Annotated in this window: 15 protein-coding genes; 6 read left to right on the top strand and 9 right to left on the bottom strand. The window is 69.9% G+C overall.

What is annotated here, in order from left to right:
* Positions 1-210: 210 nt before the first annotated feature.
* From G3I78_RS14480 to aspS, 4 genes are all read right to left on the bottom strand, one after another.
* Entirely contained in the window at positions 211-1170 is a 960-nt protein-coding gene (locus G3I78_RS14480; protein ID WP_164424318.1) for an intradiol ring-cleavage dioxygenase, read from the bottom strand.
* Positions 1171-1200: 30 nt separating this feature from the next.
* Positions 1201-2511, bottom strand: a complete 1311-nt coding sequence (locus G3I78_RS14475; RefSeq protein WP_239157827.1) for an MFS transporter — start codon at positions 2509-2511, stop codon at positions 1201-1203.
* Between the two features lie 149 nt (positions 2512-2660).
* The gene (locus G3I78_RS14470) at positions 2661-3557 is read right to left on the bottom strand and encodes an intradiol ring-cleavage dioxygenase (protein WP_164424314.1); all 897 of its coding nucleotides are present in this window, start codon (positions 3555-3557) and stop codon (positions 2661-2663) included.
* A gap of 397 nt (positions 3558-3954) precedes the next feature.
* Positions 3955-5718, bottom strand: a complete 1764-nt coding sequence (gene aspS / locus G3I78_RS14465; RefSeq protein WP_164424312.1) for an aspartate--tRNA ligase — start codon at positions 5716-5718, stop codon at positions 3955-3957.
* Between the two features lie 143 nt (positions 5719-5861).
* Here aspS and G3I78_RS14460 point away from each other — a divergent pair, with 143 nt between their 5' ends.
* Complete coding sequence (locus G3I78_RS14460; protein WP_164424310.1) at positions 5862-7985, top strand: SpoIIE family protein phosphatase; 2124 nt, start codon at positions 5862-5864, stop codon at positions 7983-7985.
* Here the strand turns inward: G3I78_RS14460 and G3I78_RS14455 are convergent.
* The gene (locus G3I78_RS14455) at positions 7955-9001 is read right to left on the bottom strand and encodes an AI-2E family transporter (protein ID WP_164424308.1); all 1047 of its coding nucleotides are present in this window, start codon (positions 8999-9001) and stop codon (positions 7955-7957) included. The genes G3I78_RS14460 and G3I78_RS14455 overlap by 31 nt on opposite strands.
* A gap of 145 nt (positions 9002-9146) precedes the next feature.
* Here G3I78_RS14455 and G3I78_RS14450 point away from each other — a divergent pair, with 145 nt between their 5' ends.
* Positions 9147-10016, top strand: coding sequence for a Bro-N domain-containing protein (locus G3I78_RS14450; protein WP_164424306.1), 870 nt, complete (start codon positions 9147-9149; stop codon positions 10014-10016).
* An 80-nt stretch (positions 10017-10096) separates the two neighbouring features.
* Here the strand turns inward: G3I78_RS14450 and G3I78_RS14445 are convergent, their stop codons facing one another.
* Together G3I78_RS14445 and G3I78_RS14440 are read right to left on the bottom strand one after the other, a co-directional pair.
* Positions 10097-11068 (bottom strand): pirin family protein, encoded by a 972-nt coding sequence (locus G3I78_RS14445; protein ID WP_164424304.1) that lies wholly within the window; start codon positions 11066-11068, stop codon positions 10097-10099.
* Between the two features lie 111 nt (positions 11069-11179).
* Positions 11180-12742 (bottom strand): MFS transporter, encoded by a 1563-nt coding sequence (locus G3I78_RS14440; RefSeq protein WP_164424302.1) that lies wholly within the window; start codon positions 12740-12742, stop codon positions 11180-11182.
* 176 nt (positions 12743-12918) lie between these two features.
* Between G3I78_RS14440 and G3I78_RS14435 the strand changes: the two genes are divergently transcribed.
* Positions 12919-13647, top strand: coding sequence for a TetR/AcrR family transcriptional regulator (locus tag G3I78_RS14435; protein ID WP_164424300.1), 729 nt, complete (start codon positions 12919-12921; stop codon positions 13645-13647).
* 17 nt (positions 13648-13664) lie between these two features.
* Here the strand turns inward: G3I78_RS14435 and G3I78_RS14430 are convergent, their stop codons facing one another.
* The gene (locus tag G3I78_RS14430) at positions 13665-14132 is read right to left on the bottom strand and encodes an SseB family protein (protein WP_164424298.1); all 468 of its coding nucleotides are present in this window, start codon (positions 14130-14132) and stop codon (positions 13665-13667) included.
* 221 nt (positions 14133-14353) lie between these two features.
* Between G3I78_RS14430 and G3I78_RS14425 the strand changes: the two genes are divergently transcribed.
* The 3 genes from G3I78_RS14425 to G3I78_RS14415 all read left to right on the top strand — a co-directional run bounded on the left by G3I78_RS14425 (position 14354) and on the right by G3I78_RS14415 (position 17860).
* Positions 14354-16180 (top strand): acyl-CoA dehydrogenase, encoded by a 1827-nt coding sequence (locus G3I78_RS14425; protein ID WP_164425254.1) that lies wholly within the window; start codon positions 14354-14356, stop codon positions 16178-16180.
* 88 nt (positions 16181-16268) lie between these two features.
* Positions 16269-17561, top strand: a complete 1293-nt coding sequence (locus G3I78_RS14420; RefSeq protein WP_164424296.1) for a M18 family aminopeptidase — start codon at positions 16269-16271, stop codon at positions 17559-17561.
* Positions 17562-17629: 68 nt separating this feature from the next.
* Complete coding sequence (locus tag G3I78_RS14415) at positions 17630-17860, top strand: DUF6458 family protein (RefSeq protein WP_164424294.1); 231 nt, start codon at positions 17630-17632, stop codon at positions 17858-17860.
* Positions 17861-17922: 62 nt separating this feature from the next.
* On the opposite strand, the gene G3I78_RS14410 is transcribed toward G3I78_RS14415, so the two are convergent.
* Positions 17923-19773, bottom strand: a complete 1851-nt coding sequence (locus G3I78_RS14410; RefSeq protein ID WP_164424292.1) for an NHL domain-containing thioredoxin family protein — start codon at positions 19771-19773, stop codon at positions 17923-17925.
* Positions 19774-19830 lie beyond the last annotated feature (57 nt).

Genomic DNA, 19830 nt, shown 5'->3' with positions numbered 1-19830 from the left:
CAGCGTCTCAGCAGGTCAGCAGGCCGACACGACCTCATGACCCCTATGACACGCCTCCGGACTATGCGGAGGCACCGAGGAACCTGTGCGGCGGCCATGGACTCGCCATGACGGCCGCACCCGCCTCCCGTAGCAGGTCCGTTCACCGACGGAGGCGCCCGGGACCGTGCGGTCCCGGGCGCCTCTGCGCACGAACACGGGGCTACGACGTCAGGACGTGCCCTCGTTCGTCGCGTCCGGGTCGACGCCCAGGGTGAGGGACGCCTGGACGCCCTTGGCGATGTCCTTCTTGTGGTACTTCAGCTTGAGCAGGCCGCCCGTGGTGCCGCTCTGGTCGTAGATCGTGTCCTCGGTGAGCGTGGTGCGGGTGGTGGTGCTGGTGGAGTACGGCTCGACCTCGGCCGAGGCGAGGACGGCCTCCTCGGCGAAGAACAGCTGGCCGGTGTGGCAGGTGGTGCCGCCCTCGTAGCCGGCGTCGGTCCACTCGCCGCCGACGTGCACCTTGGTGTGGATGTGCACGCAACGGCCCTGGTACCAGCCCGGGAAGATCGTCTTGAAGGTGACCAGCCCGTGCTTGTCGGTCCGCCAGGTGCCGCGCAGATAGCGGGTGTCGCTGGTCGGCTCCTCGTGGCCGCCGCCACCGCCGGTGCCGCCGGAGGGCGCCCCGGACGGGGGTTCGCCGGTCGGGGTGCCGGACGGGGTGTCCGTCGGCGTGCCGGAGGGGGCGTCGGTGGGGGCGGTGCCGCCGCCCTGGGAGAAGCTCTCGTAGCCCGAGTAGAGGCCGAGCGCGTCGCAGTGCCAGATGTCGACGGCCGCGTTGCGCAGCGGCTTGCAGGTCTCGGAGTCGATCACCTTGAGGGCGAGGGTGAGGGGGATGCCCTCCTTGTCCTCGGTGATGTCCCGGCGGAGCTTGTCGGCGTCGATGTAGTAGGGGCCCTCGGTGGTCTCCGAGGTGAGCTTGTAGCAGGTCCCGGCGGCGGTGGAGGTGCCGCTCGCCGAGGCTGCCGTGCTCTTCTCGCCCGCGAAGGCACCCGACGCGGCGAGGGTGCCGGCGGCGCCCACCGCCACGGCCGCGCCCGCTCCGGCCACGACGACCTTGCGCCGCGTCAGGTCCTTCTTGTGTTTCGGCTCGTGGGCCGTCTGCTGGTGTTCCGGCTGGTTTCCCGTCATGAACAGGGAAGTTAGGTAAGAAGGCTGTCCTCAGCGTGGGAGCGGACTGTGGCTTCCTGTGGCCTCCTTCAGCTCTACGGCGGTCCGCGCGCCGCGGATGTACTTCGCGGCGACCACCGCGAGCAGCGAGGCCGCCGTAAGGATGTAGAGGCCGCCGTTGGTGCTGCCGGTCGTGTCCTTGAGATAGCCGAAGAGGAACGGCGAGACGAAGCCGCCCAGGTTGCCGATGGAGTTGACCAGCGCGAGGCCCGGCGCGGCGATCCTGAGGTCGAGCCCGGACTGGGCCATCGGCCAGAACAGGGTGGCCGCGCACTTGGAGCCGACACCGGCGAGGGTGATCGCCGCGAGCCCGAACCAGGGGTTGCCCAGGGTGGCGAGGTAGGTGCCGATCGCGGACAGGACGAGCGTGATCGCGAGGAAGGGGCGGCGGTCGGGGGCGCGGTCGGTGAAGCGGCTCATCGAGTACATGGCGATCATGGAGCAGACCGCGGGGATCGCCGACAGGACGCCGACCTCGAAGGAGGACAGTCCGCCGATCTCCTCGATCAGGCTCGGCAGCCAGAAGGTGATCGCGTAGCCGGTGAGGGTCATCGCGAAGAAGGCGCCGGTCAGCAGCAGGACCTGCGGGTGGATCAGCAGCTTGAGGCGGGAGACCTTGGGCGCGTGGCTGCGGGCCCGCTCGTCCTGGGAGACGGCCGCGCGCAGGGCCGCCTTCTCGTCGGCGTCGAGCCAGCGGGCGTCCTCGATCCGGGAGACCAGGAAGAAGCCCGCGACGATGCCGACGACCACCGAGAAGGTGCCCTCCAGGCCGAACATCCAGCGCCAGCCGGCGATCCCGCCCGCTCCGTGCAGCTCCAGCAGGGCGCCGGTGATCGGGCCGGTGACGATGCCCGCGGCGGCCGAACCGCCCAGGAAGATCGCGGTGGCCCGGCCGCGGCTGGAGTCGGGCAGCCACTGGGTGATGTAGAGCATGGCGCCGGGGAAGAAGCCGGCCTCGGCGACGCCGAGCAGGAAGCGCAGGGTGTAGAACATCGTGACGTTGTGGATGAAGCACATCGCCACGATCACCAGGCCCCAGGTGATCATGATGCGGGTCAGCCAGACCCGGGCGCCGAAGCGTTCCAGCAGCATGTTGCTGGGGACCTCGAAGAGGGCGTACCCGATGAAGAAGAGCCCGGCGCCGAGACCGTAGGCGGTCGCGCTGACGCCGACGTCGGCCTGGAGGTCCTCCTGGATGAACCCGATGTTCGTCCGGTCCAGGTTGTTGACCAGCAGCATCAGGACCAGCAGCGGCATCATTCTGCGCAGGAACTTGCCGACGGCGCGGCTCTCGGCTGACATCGTTGTCTCCTCGACGTTCACATACATGACCATGCATCACGTACTTGAGCCCGGAGAACGCTACGGATGGCAATCGTCCGGGTCAATGGGCTGACGGATGGCCATATATGTGAACTATCGATGGAGGACGCCTTTACGAGCCGGTGCTCTTACGAACCGTCGTTCGTCGCTTCCGGATCCACCCCGACCGTGATCGACCCGCGCACACCCCTGCCGATGTCGCCCTTGCGATACCTCAGCCGGAGCAGCCCGCCCGTGACCCCGCTCTGGTCGTAGATCGTGTCCTCGGTGAGCGTGGTGCGCTCGGCCTCGTTGGACGCGTACGGCTCCAGCTCCGCCGAGGCCAGGACGGACTCCTCGTCGAAGAAGAACTGGCCGGTGTGGCAGGCGTGGCCGCCCTCGTACCCGGCGTCCGTCCACTCACCGTCCACGTGCACCTTGACGTGGATGTGCACACAACGGCCCCGGTACCAGCCCGGGAAGACGGTCCGGAAGCCGACGTGACCGTGCCGGTCGGTGCGCCAGGTGCCGCGCAGATAGCGGGTGTCGTCGGTGGGTTCCTGGTGACCGCCGCCCGGGGGAGGGCCGGTGGGGGTCCCGGTGGGGGCGTCGGTAGGTACGTCGGTAGGTACGTCGGTCGGCGCCCCGGTGGGCGCGGGCCCTCCGCCTCCGCCGCCGTTGCCCTGGGACTCGTAGCCGGAATAGACGCCGACCGCGTCGCAGTGCCAGATGTCGACGGCCGCGTTCCTGATCGGTCTGCACGTCTCGGAGTCGATCACCCTGAGGTCGAGGAGGAGCGGGATGCCCTCGCGGTCCTCGGTGATGTCCCGGCGGAGCTTGTCGGCGTCGATGTAATAGGGCCCCTCGGTGGTCTCCGAGGTGAGCTTGTAGCAGGCCCCGGCCGCGGGCTTCGGCTTTCTCCCCGCGGTCAGGGCGCCCGCGGCACCGGCCCCCAGCCCGACCGCCGCGACCGCTCCCGCGCCCACCGCGACGGCCTTGCGCCGCGTCAACTTCCCTGTGCTGTCGGTTTCTTGAGTGTCCGTCATGCCCAGGGACCGTAGAGGCCGAGATCCTGGCAGGAACATCGGAAGAAGCTGTGAATAACGAAGTGGCCCGGAACCGCCGTCGGTTCCGAGCCACCTGCACACATCACACGGTCGCCTGTACCCGCCACACAGCCACCTGCATCTGCCGCACCGCGGTCCGGCGAAGCACTCCGGTCGCCCGGCCCGTCGGTCCCTCGACGTGAGCCGTGCAGGCGCACACCGTTGCCGAGACCCGCAAGCCAGGGACGCGTGACGGTATCGCCAGGACCTGCAAACCAGGGCTGCACGCGTCCGCCGAGACTCTGCGAGCAAGGGCGCGTGAGGCGTCGCCGGTGCCCGCAAACAGGGCGTGCCACCGGATCCGGCGGCACGCCCTGGGCGCTACGGCTGTGCCGATCTACTTCGGCTGCGGCTTGCGCACCGACAGGTGCAGCTCCCTCAGCCGCGTCTCCTCCAGCTCCGTCGGCGCGCCCATCATGAGGTCCTGGGCGTTGCCGTTGAGCGGGAAGGAGATGGTCTCGCGGATGTTCGGCTCGTCGGCGAGGAGCATGACGATCCGGTCGACGCCGGGGGCGATCCCGCCGTGCGGCGGGGCGCCGAAGCGGAACGCGCGCAGCATGCCCGCGAACTTCTCCTCGACGGTCTCGCGGTCGTAGCCCGCGATCTCGAACGCCTTCAGCATGATGTCCGGCTCGTGGTTCCGGATCGCGCCGGAGGACAGCTCGACGCCGTTGCAGACGATGTCGTACTGCCAGCCCAGGATGTCCAGCGGGTCCTGGGTCTCCAGGGCCTCAAGGCCGCCCTGCGGCATGGAGAACGGGTTGTGCGAAAAGTCGATCGCGCCGGTCTCCTCGTCCTTCTCGTACATCGGGAAGTCGACGATCCAGCAGAACCGGAAGACGCCCTCCTCGAAGTGCCCGGCGCGCTTGGCGGCCTCGACGCGGACCGCGCCCATGATCTTCGAGACCTCGTCGAACTCGCCCGCACCGAAGAACACCGCGTGACCGGCGGCCAGGGAGAGCCGCTTGGTCAGCTCCGCGACGTTCTCCTCGGTGAGGAACTTCGCGATCGGGCCGGACAGCGAACCGTCCTCGGCCACCCGGACCCAGGCCAGACCCTTGGCGCCCTGCGAGACCGCGTAGTCACCGAGCTGGTCGAAGAACTTCCGGGGCTGCGCGGAGACATCCGGCACCGCGAGCGCCCGCACGTGCTTGCCGGCGAACGCCTTGAACTCCGAGCCCTCGAAGACGTCGGTGATGTCGACGAGCTCCAGCTGGGCGCGCAGGTCCGGCTTGTCCGAGCCGTACTTCAGCATCGACTCGCGGAACGGGATGCGCGGGAACGGCGAGGTGACCTCACGGCCGCCGCCGAACTCCGTGAACAGCTCCGTCATCAGCCGCTCGATCGGCTGGAAGACGTCCTCCTGCTCGACGAAGCTCATCTCGACGTCGAGCTGGTAGAACTCGCCCGGCGAACGGTCCGCGCGCGCGTCCTCGTCCCGGAAGCAGGGCGCGATCTGGAAGTAGCGGTCGAAGCCGGAGATCATCAGCAGCTGCTTGAACTGCTGCGGCGCCTGGGGGAGGGCGTAGAACTTGCCCGGGTTCAGACGGGAGGGGACCACGAAGTCGCGCGCGCCCTCGGGGGAGGTGGCGGACAGGATCGGGGTCGCCATCTCGTTGAAGCCCAGCGCGACCATCTTCGAGCGGATCGAGGCGATCACCGAAGAGCGCAGCATGATGTTCTTGTGCATGCGCTCGCGGCGCAGGTCGAGGAAGCGGTACTCAAGGCGCCGCTCCTCGTTGACGCCGTCCTCGGCGTTGATCGTGAACGGCAGCGGGGCAGCCGCGCCGAGCAGCTCGACCTCGCCGACCTCGACCTCGATCTCGCCGGTGGGCAGCTCCGGGTTGATGTTCTCGCCGCCCCGGGAGACGACCTTGCCGTCGACGCGGACCGTCGACTCCTTGGTCACCTTGTCGAGGGCCTCGTAGGCGGGGGTGCCGGGACGGGCGACCAGCTGCGTGATGCCGTAGTGGTCGCGCAGATCGATGAAGAGGATGCCGCCCAGGTCGCGCCGATTGTGCAGCCAGCCACTCAGCCGGACGTCGGTGCCGACGTCAGAGGAGCGGAGCTCGCCGCAGGTGTGGGACCTGTACCGATGCATCGTCGTTCATCCAGCCTTCGCGGATCGGGGTGTGTTTCACGTGAAACAGCACCCAGCCTACCGGGGCCCCCGAGATCGCCTCCCCACCATTACGACTCGGCGAACAGTGGCACTCGGGGATCTCCTGTTCTTAAAGTGGGGCAATGCGCACTGGTGAGCCCCTGCCCGCCGTGGGGGAGGTCCTCACCGCCCTCGCGACCGGCCTGTGGCAGTGGGACACGGCCACGGAGCTCGTCACGGTCGACGCCGAGGCGGCCCGGCTGCTCGGGCTGCCCGCCGAGCAGGCCACGCTCACGGAGGCCCAGGCCAGGGCCCGTCTGCACCCGGTCGACTGGAACGAGATCATCAGCGTGGTCGGGCTCGCCGTCGCCGAGGACACCCTCGCCGAGGTGCGGATCAGGATCATGGACGAGCAGGGCCGGGTCATCCGTGTGGTGCGCTCGCGTTCCAAGCCGTCGTACAACCGCGAGAAGCGGTCCTTCCAGCTGATCGGCACCCTCCAGGAGGTCACCGAACCGGTCCCCGGCACCCCGGCCGGGCGTACCGCGGTCACCGGTGACTGGCGGCGCTCCCGCGAGGCGTTCCTGCTGGACGCGGGCCGCGCCCTCGCCGAGGCCCGCTCGACCGCCGAGGTGCTGCGGGTCGCCGCGGGCCTGTCCATGCCCGGCTTCAGCCCCGACGGACTGGCCGTCTTCGGCGTCGAGGGCGACCGGCTGACGATCATCGGCCACCACGGTCAGCAGCCCGGCGACGAGGGCCCCTTCTCCCACATGGCCCTGGACACGGACTATCCGGCCGCCGAGGTCGTGCGCACCGGCCGCGCGGTCTATCTCTCCTCCCCCGACGAGTACAAGCGGCGCTACCCGGTCACCTGGCCGCTCGCCCGGCACTTCGACCGCCAGTCCTGGGCGTTCCTGCCGCTGACGGTCGCGGGCCGCACCATGGGCGCGTGGATGGCGGGCTTCACCTATCCGGTCGCCTTCACCCCGGACGAGCGCTCGGTGCTGACGACGGTGGCGCGGATGCTGGCCCAGGCGCTCTCCCGGGCCGGGGTCGAGGAGTCGGAGCGGGAGCTGACCGACGGCCTCCAGCGCTCGATGCTGCCCATGCTCGGCCCCGAGATACCGGGCATGACCGTCGCCGCCCGCTACGTCCCGACCGGCGGCGGCCTCCAGGTCGGCGGCGACTGGTACGACATGATCCCGCTGCCCGGGGGAGAGCGCTTCGCCCTGGTCATCGGGGACGTCCAGGGCCATGACGTGCGGGCGGCCGGGCTGATGGGCCAGCTCCGGATCGCCCTGCGCGCCTACGCCTCCGAGGGCCACCGCCCCGACGCGGTGCTCTCCCGCGCCTCCCGCTTCCTGCACGGCATGGGCGACGAGGACGTCGTCGACCCGCGCTTCGCGACCTGTCTGTACGTCGAGGCCGATCCGGGCAGCGGGGTCCTGGAGGTGGCCCGGGCCGGCCATCCCGACCCGGCGATCCGCATGGCCGACGGCACGGTCCTGGCCCGCCGCACGGACGGCGGCCTCCCGCTGGGCATCGACCCGGACGCCGACTACCCGACGACCCGGATCGTCCTGGAGCCCGGCGAGACGCTGATGCTCTGCACCGACGGCCTGATCGAGACCGGCGGCCATGACTTCGAGACCGGCTGGAAGCGCATCCGTACGATCCTGGAGACCCACGACGGCGATCTGGAGGGGCTCGCCGACGCCCTGGTCCAGGCCGTCCACGGGCCCTCCTCCCACCACACCACCGGTCCGCTGGCCGACCGCCGTGAGGACGACATCGCGGTGCTGCTGCTGTGCCGGCAGGGCGAGGAGTGCGGCCGCCCGGACACGGTCGCGGTCCGGCCGGCGGTGCGGCGCACGATGCTCTCGGTGGCCCAGGCGGAACCGGAGCGGGTCGCGGTGGCCCGCCAGCAGCTGCGCGAGCTGCTGCACGACTGGCCCTCGTCCGACCAGGTGGACTCCGCGGTCCTGCTGCTCTCCGAGATGCTGACCAACGTCCTCGTCCACACCGACGCGGACGCCCTGCTGCTCGCGGAGGTCCGGGGCGAGACGGGCGACCGGCGGATGCGCGTCGAGGTCACCGACACCAGCGACGACCTGCCCCACAAGCGCCGCCCCGGCGAACTGGCCTCCTCCGGCCGCGGTCTGATGCTGATCGAACTGCTGGCCGACCTGTGGGGCGTCGACCCGCGGGGCGAGGGCAAGAGCATCTGGTTCGAGTTCTACGAGTCCTCGGGCGAGGTCTCCGAGTAGCGCTCCCGCAGCTCGTGCACGACCCCGAAGGCGGCGGCGGTGAGCGGTACGGCGAGCAGCATCCCGAGGACCCCGGAGACGGAGGCCCCGGCGGTGATGGCGAGCATGACGACCGCGGGATGCATCTGCACGGTCCGGCTCTGGATCATCGGCTGGAGCACATGCCCCTCCAGGACCTGCACGGCGAGCACCACCCCGAGCGCCCACAGCGCGATCACGAACCCCCGGTCGGCGAAGGCGACGAGCACGGCGACGGCACCGGAGATGAAGGCGCCGAGGTAGGGGATGTAGGCCCCGACGAAGACGAGCGCGCCCAGCCCGACGGCCCCCGGCACATCGAGGACCAGCAGCCCGACGGTGATGCAGAGGGCGTCGATCAGGGCGATCAGGGTCGTCCCCCGCATGAACCCCTCGACCCCTCCGTACGCCCGTCGCGCCATGGCCTCGACCAGGTCGCCGGAGGAGCGGGGCACGAAAGAGCGCAGGGTGGTGACGGCGAGATGGGAGTCCCGCAGGAAGAAGAACACGAGCAGCAGCGCGAGTACGGCCATGGCGATGCTCTCGCCCACGACGCTCACCCCGCTGATGACCCCGGAGGCGGCGGTCCCCCCGAACTTGGACAGCAACTCCTTGGCGTTGGAGGCCAGATCGTCGAGCGAGGTCCCGGCGGCCCCGAAGTGATCGGCCACCCCCTGGGCGGCGTCCTTCAACGAGTCGAGGATCTGGTCACCGGTGTCGATGAGCGCGGCGACCACGATGTACACGGCCCCGCCGACAACGGCGACCACCGCCACACAGGTCACCCCGGCGGCCAGCGACCGATGCAGCCCGGCCCCGACCAGCCGCCGGTGCAACGGCCCGAGCAGAGCGGTCCCGAGCAACGCCAGCAACACCGGCACGACAGCGGTCCTGAACTCCACACACAACGCGATCCCGACATAGCCGACCCCGGCGACCAGCAGAACGACGAGACACCAGGCGGCCAGACGGCGGACGGGGGTGGGGAGGAGCTGCATGGGGTCAGGCGATCACAGGGGGCCGTCGACAGCTCCGCGACATCGACTGAATCGATACTTCTTTCGCTATATCGGGTGAACGGCCATTCTTCAGACACCAGTTGCAGAAGCCGACGCCTACGTTCCCGAGCGGAGGTGATGCTCGATGGACGAGCAGAACAACAAGGAACAGCGCCCCGACGCGATCGACATCAACGACTTCGTGTTCGCGGCGACGGGGGCGCGGGTCCGGAGGCTGACGATGCCGGACGGGACGCACTGGTTTCCGGCGGTGGACCTACTCAAGGAGCTGGGCTACACCAACCCTCGGAAAACTCTGACGGACCACGTCCCGACAGAGCACCGAGAGATTCTTGAGAACGTAACTGGAGGATACGTTCTCAGCATTCCCGCAGGTCGGGAGTGGCGCCGAGACATGCACCTGGTGGACCTCCAGGGCCTGATCCGGTTGGTCAACGGCTGCACAAAGCCGACGTCACGACCCTTCAAGGAGTGGGTCTCAGAAGTCATCGCCACCATCCAGCGCGACGGCTCCTACTCACTGGACCCAGCGCCTGTACAGCCCACCGGCACCACTGCCTACGCCGTACCCCAGCAACTCACCGACGCGCTCGTCCGACTCGAAGCGCGCAGCGCCAGGACGGACGCGACGCTACGACAGATCGACGACCAGCAGAACACGATCGTCGAGATGCTCCGCGACATCACCAAGACCCTCCGGCGCTCCGACGACCGCACCCGCCCCGTCCGTGCCCCGGAGCTGACACCCCAGCAGCTCCTGGCCAACTGGAGGTCCAGAAACCTCGTCGTCACCGAGGACGTCCATGCGGTGGCCGCCCACCTGGCCCCGGCACTGCTGCACGGCGGCGCCGGTTACACCGCGGAGGAGATCGCCGTCTGCACCGGGCTTTCGCCCGACCGCGTCCAGGACAGCTTGGAGCTGCTGTCCGAGCAGGAATGCGTACGCCAGGTGGGGCGCACTCCGAACGGCGCCCCGTTCTACGTACTGCCGTAGTCCGGTAGCGCCTGCACAGAGCAGGCCCGATGCCGCAAACCAAAGTTGCGGCATCGGGCCTGTGTCGTACAGTACCGGACCTACAGCCCGCCCTCGGTCATTCCGTGCACAGCCGGGATCGTCCCCAGCCGCCCCTTCTGGAAGTCGTCGAACGCCTGCTGGAGTTCCTCACGGGTGTTCATGACGAACGGGCCGTAGTGCTCCATCGGTTCGCGGATCGGGCGGCCGCCCAGGAGGACGACCTCCATGTCCGGTGTGTTCGAGTCCTGCTGCTCGTCCGCACGGACCGTCAGGGAGCCGCCCGCGCCGAAGACCGCGGTCTGGCCGAGGTGGATCGGGCGGCGCTCCGCGCCCACCGAACCGCGGCCCGCCAGCACGTACGCCAGGCCGTTGAAGTCCTCCCGCCACGGCAGCGTGAGCTCCGCGCCCGGCGCCAGTGTCGCGTGGATCATCGTGATCGGGGTGTGGGTGACCCCGGGGCCCTCGTGGCCGTCCAGCTCACCGGCGATCACCCGCAGGAGCGCGCCGCCGTCGGGGGTCGACAGCAACTGCACGTTGCCGCCCCGGATGTCCTGGTAGCGCGGGGCCATCATCTTGTCCTTGGCCGGCAGGTTCACCCACAGCTGGAGGCCGTGGAAGAGACCGCCGGACATGACCAGCGACTCCGGCGGCGCCTCGATGTGCAGCAGGCCCGAACCGGCCGTCATCCACTGGGTGTCGCCGTTGGTGATGGTGCCACCGCCACCCTGCGAGTCCTGGTGGTCGAAGATCCCGTCGATGATGTAGGTGACGGTCTCGAAGCCGCGGTGCGGATGCCAGGGCGTACCCTTCGGCTCGCCCGGCGCGTACTCCACCTCGCCCATCTGGTCCATCATGATGAACGGGTCGAGGTGGCGGTAGTGGATCCCGGCGAACGCCCTGCGTACCGGGAAGCCCTCGCCCTCGAAGCCGCTGGGCGCCGTCGTCACACCCAGGACGGGGCGGGCCACCGCGTCTGCCGGCGCGGCCACGCGGGGCAGGGTCAGCGGGTTGTCGACAGTCACTGCTGGCATGTCGGTACCTCCTTGTGCTTCGAGTTTAGTTGAGCGTTGAACTTTCTGCCACCCCAACGGGAAAAGCCCGGAGGACATTCCCTCCGGGCGTCGCCCTCTCCCCGCGTCGGCTCACGCGGCGAGTTCCGTCTCCCGATCAGCCCCCTCGACCCCTTCAGCCGCTTCGGCCCCTTCGATCTCGTCAGCCCCTTCGGGCCGCGCGGCCGGCCCCTCCGGGCCCTCCGCCCCCCGGCGGTCGTCGCGCATCATCAGCGCCGCCAGCAGCGCCGCCGCCAGGACTCCGATCGCGCTGACCGTGAAGGTCGTGGACATGGAGGCCGTGAAGGCCTCGCGGGCCGCCGTCACCAGAGCGCTGTCCCCCAGGGCCACCGCCCCGGCGATCGAGTGCCTCGCCTGCTCCGGCGTCCCCTCGGGCATCCGGTCCGCGAAGCCGCTCGACAGGAGCGAACCGAGGATCGCGATGCCCAGCGCGGTACCGGCCTGCTGGACGGTGTCGTTCAGAGCCGAGCCGACGCCCGCCTTGTCCTCGGGGATGGTACCCATCAGCGCGGCCACCGCGGCCGGCATCGCCAGACCCGCGCCGAGGCCGAGCAGTCCGAGCGCGACCGCCGGGACGGTGAAGCCGGAGTCCGCCGAGACCGTGGTCAGCAGGGTGAAGCAGGCCACCATCACCAGCATCCCCGCGAGGATCACCCACCGGTTGCCGTACTTCGCGGCGAGCTTGACCCCGACGCCGTTGCCGAGCAGGGCCGTGACCGCCAGCGGCAGGAAGGCGAGGCCCGCCTTGACGGGCGAGTAGCCGAGCACGAACTGGAGGTACTGGGTGAGGACCAGCAGCAGACCGCCGTTGCCGATCTGGACCAGGGCCAGCGAGAGCGAACCCCCGCTGAAGTTCCGGTGCTTGAAGAGGACCAGCGGGACCATGGGGGACTCGGTGCGGTTCTCCCAGATCACGAAGCCGGCCAGGGACAGGAGGGCCACCGGCAGGGCGGCCGTCCACACGCCGTGCTGCGGGAGTTCGATGATCCACCAGACCAGGGCGGTCATCCCGGCCGCTGACAGCACCGCGCCCAGCGGGTCGGCCTTCTGCCAGGGCGCCCGGGACTCCGGCATCAGCGCCAGACCGGCGACGATCGCGAGCGCCACCACGGGCACGTTGAGGTAGAAGATCGACTGCCAGGAGAAGTGGGCGATCAGGATCCCGCCCAGGACCGGGCTGCCGACCAGGCCGAGCATCGCCACCGAGCTCCAGGCGGCCATCGCCCTGCCGCGCTCCTCCTCGTCGAAGACGGTGATGAGGATCGAGAGGGTGGACGGCATGATCAGCGCGCCGCCGACTCCCATCGCGACCCGGACGGCTATGACCTCACCGGGGGTGGCGCACCAGGCCGCGGCCAGGGAGGCGGCCCCGAAGAGCAGGAGTCCGATCAGCATCACCCTGCGGCGGCCGAACCGGTCGCCGAGGCTGCCGGAGGTGAGCAGGAGGCCGGCGAAGACCAGGATGTAGGAGTCCAGGATCCACTGGGTGTCCTGGGCGCTCGCTCCGATCTCCTCGGTCATCACGGGCACGGCGACGGTCAGCGCCATGCTGTCGACGACCAGCACCAGCGAGCTGAGGCACAGCACGACCAGGATCCACCAGCGGCGTGGATCGCGGGTTTCCAAGGCATCCATGACAGGTCCCCTCCGGCTTCGTGAACACCGTTCCTTCGTTGCGAACACTGTACGCACAGGGAAACAGTGTTCGCAAGTCCCGATTCATGTACGCTGGACGCGAACGATGTACGCAGCAGGTCGGACCGTGCCGGAAGGCGCCTTGCGAAAAGGGCGCCGCAGGAGAAGGAGCAGCGATGACGACGAAGCCGAGCCCCGTCCCCTCCGTCTGGGCCCGTCCGCAGCGCGAGGCCGACCAGCCCGCGCTCAGCCGGACCGCGATCGTGCGCGAGGCGATCGTGATGCTGGACGCGGAGGGCGTCGAGGCCCTGAGCATGCGCAAGCTCGCCACCCGGCTGAACGCGGGCGCGGCCTCCCTGTACCGGCACGTGGCCACGAAGGACGAGCTGATGGAGCTGGCGGTGGACGAGGTCGCCGCGGAGATCCACGTCCCGGCGGCGGACGGCCCGGACTGGCGCGGGGCCGTCACGGAGGCGTCCCGCTCCTTCCGTACGACGGCCCTGCGGCACCCGTGGCTGCCGCCGGTCCTCGGACAGGCCGGGCTCGCCTATCTCGGCCCCAACCTCATGTCCTACTCGGAGCGGCTGGCGGCCCTGTTCACGGCCGCCGGATTCCGGAATCCGGCCACGGCGATCGACGCCGTGATGTCGTACGTGATCGGCATGAGCACCACGGAGGCCGCCTGGCTCACCACGGTCGCCCGCTCCGGCGACTCCGAGTCGGGCCTCATCGCCCGGCTGCTGCCCGCGGTCCAGCAGGCCACGGCGCCGCACAGCCATCTGGCCCGGGGCCACAGCGAGACGCAGGAGGCGGCCACCACGGACCCGGCCGCGCTGCGGGAGGCGAAGTTCACGGCCGCGCTGGACGTCGTCCTGGACGGCCTGGAGCTACGGCTGGCGCGGTGAACCCGCGTCGCGGCGGCTCAGCCGTACATCCGCCGCATCGCGAACTCCACCATCTGCTCGACCGCCTTCGCGTCGAAGACCATCCGGTGCTCGCCCTCCATGTCGAGGACGAAGCCGTAGCCGGTCGGCAGCAGGTCGATCACCTCGGCGCCGGTGATGACGAAGTACTTGGACTCCTTGCCCGCGTACCGCCGCAGCTCCTTGAGCGAGGTGAACATGGGGATCACCGGCTGCTGGGTGTTGTGCAGGGCGAGGAATCCGGGGTTGTCGCCGCGCGGGCAGTACACCTTGGACGTGGCGAAGACCTGCTGGAAGTCCTCGGCCGACATCTGTCCCGTGGTGAAGGCACGCACCGCGTCCGCGAGCGAGGGCGGGGACGGCTCGGGGTACAGCGGCGGCTGCTGGCCGTACCCGCCCTGCATCGGCTGCTGGGGCGGGACGCCGTACTGCTGCTGGGCACCAGGATTCTGGTCGTAGCCGTACATGGGCGTAAGCGTACCGAGGGGGGTGCGGGCGGCGGACAGCCACTGGCGTCTTCCGTGCGGGCCGCGACCGGCCGCCGGCGGTGCCGGTGGGAACCGTCACAGATGGCCGGATCGGGGTTGCGGCTTATTACCGACGGGTAGCATCATCGTAGCTACTTGTTGGTATGTGAACGAGCGCGAGGAACCAAGTGCCTCGCCGATCTCTCTACGGAGCCGTCGCCATGGGGCACTACAAGTCGAATCTGCGCGACATCGAGTTCAACCTCTTCGAAGTACTCGGACGCGACAAGGTGTACGGCACCGGACCGTTCGCGGAGATGGACACGGACACCGCGAAGAGCGTCCTGGAGGAGCTGACCCGCCTCGCGGAGAACGAGCTGGCGGAGTCCTTCGCCGACGCCGACCGCAACCCGCCGGTCTTCGACCCCGAGACCAACACCGCGCCGGTCCCGGCCTCCTTCAAGAAGAGCTACAAGGCCTTCATGGACTCCGAGTACTGGCGCCTGGGCCTGCCCGAGGAGATCGGCGGCACCACCTCCCCGCGCTCCCTGATCTGGGCGTACGCGGAGCTGCTGCTCGGCGCGAACCCGGCCGTGTGGATGTACTCCTCGGGCCCGGCGTTCGCCGGCATCCTCTTCGAGGAGGGCAACGACGTCCAGAAGCACATCGCGAAGATCGCCGTGGAGAAGACCTGGGGCTCCACCATGGTGCTGACCGAGCCCGACGCGGGCTCCGACGTCGGCGCCGGCCGCACCAAGGCGGTCCAGCAGGAGGACGGTTCCTGGCACATCGAGGGCGTCAAGCGCTTCATCACGTCCGGTGAGCACGACATGGAGGAGAACATCCTCCACTACGTGCTGGCGCGCCCCGAGGGTGCCGGGCCCGGCACCAAGGGGCTCTCCCTCTTCCTCGTGCCCAAGTACCTCTTCGACTTCGAGACCGGCGAGCTGGGCGAGCGCAACGGCGCCTACGCCACCAACGTCGAGCACAAGATGGGCCTGAAGGCCTCCAACACCTGCGAGATGACCTTCGGCGACCGCCACCCCGCCAAGGGCTGGCTGATCGGCGACAAGCACGACGGCATCCGCCAGATGTTCCGGATCATCGAGTTCGCGCGGATGATGGTCGGCACGAAGGCCATCTCCACGCTGTCGACGGGCTACCTGAACGCGCTGGAGTACGCCAAGGAGCGCGTCCAGGGTTCCGACCTCGCCGCCTTCGGCGACAAGACCGCGCCCAAGGTCACCATCACCCACCACCCGGACGTGCGCCGCTCGCTGATCACGCAGAAGGCGTACGCGGAGGGCATGCGCGCCCTGGTGCTGTACACGGCCTCCGTCCAGGACGAGATCCAGGTCAAGGAGGCGGCGGGCGAGGACGTCAAGGCCCTGGAGGCCCTGAACGACCTGCTCCTGCCGATCGTCAAGGGCTACGGCTCCGAGAAGGGCTACGAGCAGCTCGCCCAGTCACTCCAGACCTTCGGCGGCTCCGGGTTCCTCCAGGAGTACCCGATCGAGCAGTACATCCGGGACGCCAAGATCGACACCCTGTACGAGGGCACCACCGCGATCCAGGGCCAGGACTTCTTCTTCCGGAAGATCGTCCGCAACCAGGGCGCGGCCCTCAACTCCCTCGCCGAGGACATCAAGAAGTTCCTGGCGCTCGGCACCGGCGGCGAGGAGCTCGCGGGCGCCCGTGAGCACCTGGCCAAGGCCGCCGTCGAGCTGGAGGCGATCGTCGGCCTCATGCTGACCGACCTCGCCGCCACCGAGCAGGACGTCAAGAGCATCTACAAGGTGGGCCTCAACACCACCCGTCTGCTGATGGCCTCCGGTGACGTCGTCGTCGGCTACCTGCTCCTCAAGGGCGCGGCCGTCGCCGCCGAGAAGCTGGAGACGGCTTCGCAGAAGGACAAGGCCTTCTACACCGGCAAGATCGCGGCGGCGAAGTTCTTCGCGGCCAACGTCCTGCCCGGCGTGACCCTGGCCCGCAAGGTCGCCGAGGGCGTCGAGCTGGACCTCATGGAGCTCGACGAGGCCGCGTTCTAGGACACATCTGTACAGCTGCACACGTCCTCACGAGGGCCCGCTCCCCATCGCCGGGAGCGGGCTCTCGTACGTCGTTAAGGTGAACCCCATGAGCGCACCCCACCGCTTCGACCGCGGCCACACCGACGACCTCATGTCCTTCCTGGCGGCGAGCCCCACGCCGTACCACGCGGTGGCGAACGCCGCCGAGCGGCTGGAGAAGGCAGGCTTCCGCCAGGTCTCGGAGACGGACGCCTGGGACGGGACGAGCGGCGGCAAGTACGTGCTGCGCGGCGGCGCGATCATCGCCTGGTACGTCCCCGAGAGCGCGGCGCCCCACACGCCGTACCGGATCGTCGGCGCGCACACCGACTCCCCGAACCTGCGCGTGAAGCCGCTGCCGGACGCGGGGGCGCACGGCTGGCGCCAGGTCGCCGTCGAGATCTACGGCGGCCCCCTGATGAACTCCTGGCTCGACCGTGACCTGGGGCTGGCCGGCCGGCTGACCCTGCGGGACGGCTCCACGCGCCTGGTGAACGTGGACCGGCCGCTGCTGAGGGTGCCCCAGCTCGCCATCCACCTGGACCGCGCGGTGTCCTCGGACGGCCTCAAGCTCGACAAGCAGCGCCACCTCCAGCCCGTCTGGGGGCTCGGCGACCATGTGCGCGACGGTGACCTGATCGCCTTCCTGGAGGAGGAACTGGGGCTCGGCGCGGGCGAGGTGACCGGCTGGGACCTGATGACGCACTCCGTGGAGGCGCCCGCCTATCTGGGCCGGGACAAGGAGCTGCTGGCGGGACCGCGCATGGACAACCTGCTGTCCGTGCACGCGGGCGTGGCCGCCCTGACCGCGGTGTCCTCCCGTGAACTGCCGTACATCCCGGTGCTCGCCGCCTTCGACCACGAGGAGAACGGCTCGCAGTCCGACACAGGCGCGGACGGGCCGCTGCTCGGCGGGGTCCTGGAGCGGTCGGTGTTCGCGCGCGGCGGGTCGTACGAGGACCGGGCGCGGGCGTTCGCGGGGACGGTGTGCCTGTCCTCCGACACCGGGCACGCGGTGCACCCCAACTACGCGGAGCGGCACGACCCGACGCACCACCCGCGCGTCAACGGCGGGCCGATCCTCAAGGTCAACGTCAACAACCGCTATGCCACGGACGGTTCGGGGCGGGCGGTGTGGGCGGCGGCCTGCGAGCGGGCCGGGGTGCCCTTCCAGTCGTTCGTCTCCAACAACTCCATGCCCTGCGGCACCACCATCGGGCCGATCACCGCGGCCCGGCACGGCATCAAGACCGTGGACATCGGGGTGGCGATCCTTTCGATGCACAGCGTCCGGGAGTTGTGCGGCGCGGACGACCCGCATCTGCTGGCCAACGCGCTGGTGGCGTTCCTGGAGGGGTAGTTCGGACGGAGTGGGGGTACCCGCGTGTGCGGGCCGGAACGACCGGGCCGGACAGGGAGGCGACACTCATGGGCCTCGGCGGGTGCATCATCCTCATCGCCGTGGGAGCGATTCTCACGTTCGCGACGGACTGGGACATGCAGGGGGTCAATCTGGATCTGGTCGGGGTCATTCTGATGATCGTGGGGTTGATCGGGGTGACGACGTTCAGCAGTATCGCGCGACGGCGGCGGCAGGTGGTCGTGCCTCCGGCGTCCACGACCGTTGTGGATGACCGGCATCGGCGAGACGAGTACTGAGCGAGTCCCGTTGTGATTCGGCTGACCGCCGGTGGGGGCTTGTCGCGCAGTTCCCCGCGCCCCTAACCACCTTCGTCCATCCCCGCGAGGATCAGTGGGAGTCTGTTGGTCGCGCCCTCGGTCACTCTGATCGGGACTCCCCAGTCCTGCTGGTGCACGTGGCAGGCCGGGTATTCGGTGTCGGGGGTGTCGTCGCAGGAGGCCGCCATCGCCGAGATGTGCAGGACGCCTCGGGGGACCGCAGGGTTGAGTTCCAGGGTTCTGGTGAGGTCCGTGGCCGCGCCCTCTCCCGCGAGGAGCAGTTCGGGTGGGGTGGAGGAGACCAGGAGGCGGCTGGACGGGCCGTAGCGGGTGTCGAGTTTCTGGCCCGCGGGAGCTTGGAAGATCACGTCCAACACGAGCTTGCCCGGGGCCACTTCGGTCGCCGCGCGCCGGGTGCGGTGGGCGACCGCGGTGACACGGACCGCCTCCTCCGGCAGGCGCAGGCGGGTCAGGCGGTGGCGGGCCGACTCGACCACCACGATGTCGTCGCCGACCAGCACCGCGTCGCTCGGTTCGCGCAGGTCGGTCGCGAGGGTGGTGACCTCGCCGGTCGCCGGGTCGTAGCGGCGCAGGGCGTGGTTGTAGGTGTCGCTGACCGCGACCGAGCCGTCGGGCAGCGCGGTGACGCCCAACGGGTGCTGGAGCAGGGCCTGTCCGGCGGGGCCGTCGCGGTGGCCGAAGTCGAAGAGGCCGGTGCCGACGGCGGTGTGGACGGTGCCGTCGAGGTCGACCCGGCGCAGCGCGGAGGTCTCGGAGTCGGCGAGCCACAGATGCTCGCCGTCGAGTGACACGGCGAGGCCGGAGGGCTGGGCGAACCAGGCCTCGGCGCCGGGGCCGTCGACCAGGCCCTCGTTGGTGGTGCCGGCCACGGCCGCGACCGTCCTGTCGCCCGGGTCGTACGCCCACAACTGGTGGACACCGGCCATCGCGATCCACACCAGGCCGTGCCACACGGCCACGTCCCACGGGGAGGACAGGTCGGTCTCGCGCGCGGGGCCCGCCGTGGGGGAGCCCTGCCACCACTGGCGGCCGGTGCCGGCCAGGGTGGTGACCTCGCCGGTGCCGGGGTCGAGGCGGCGCAGGGCGTGGTTGACGGTGTCGGCGACGACCACGGCGCCGTCGTCGAGAAGGGCGAGGCCCTGCGGTTCGTTGAACGTCGCCGTGTCCGCCGTGCCGTCGGCGAAGCCGCGCGTGCCGGAGCCGATGTGGCGTACGACGGTCTCGCCGTCCGCCGCAAGCTCCACCAGTCGGTGCCGGGTGGTGTCGCTGACCAGGAGGTTCCCGGAGGGCAGCAGGAGCGCCTTGCCGGGGAAGCGCAGGGTGGTCGGCTCGGGCTCCGGCGGGACGTACGGTCCGTCGCCGCGGCGCAGGGTGCCCTTCGCCGCGTGCTCGGCCTCCAGCTCCGTCACCAGGCGCTCGATGGCGTGCACATGGCCCTCGCCCGCGTGCTGCGCGACGACGTACCCCTCGGGGTCGATCACCACGAGCGTCGGCCAGGCCCGCACCGCGTACTGCTTCCAGGTGGCGAGCTCGGGGTCGTCGAGCACGGGATGCGCCACGCCGTACCGCTCGACCGCGTCCACCACCGCCGCGTGCTCCGCCTCATGGACGAACTTCGGTGAGTGGACCCCGATCACGACGACGGTGTCGGAGTGCTTCTCCTCCAGCTCGCGCAGCTCGTCGAGGACATGCAGGCAGTTGATGCAGCAGAAGGTCCAGAAGTCCAGGACGACGATGCGTCCTCGCAGGTCGGCGAGGGTGTACCCCTGCCCGCCCGTGTTCAGCCAGCCGCCCTCGCCGACCAGCTCGGGGGCGCGGACGCGGACGCGGCGGGGTGCGGAACCCGCGGAATCACTCGTGGACCTGCTCATGGCTCAAGAGTGCCACCCGCCACCGACAGTCACCTCGGCGCGTGCCCCGTCGGCCCA

It is taken from the genome of Streptomyces sp. SID13726 (genome assembly GCF_010548375.1).
In the GTDB taxonomy this organism is placed as follows: Bacteria; Actinomycetota; Actinomycetes; order Streptomycetales; family Streptomycetaceae; genus Streptomyces.
The sequence above is the reverse complement of the archived record's forward strand: the minus strand, read 5'-3'. Positions and strand labels throughout refer to the sequence as shown.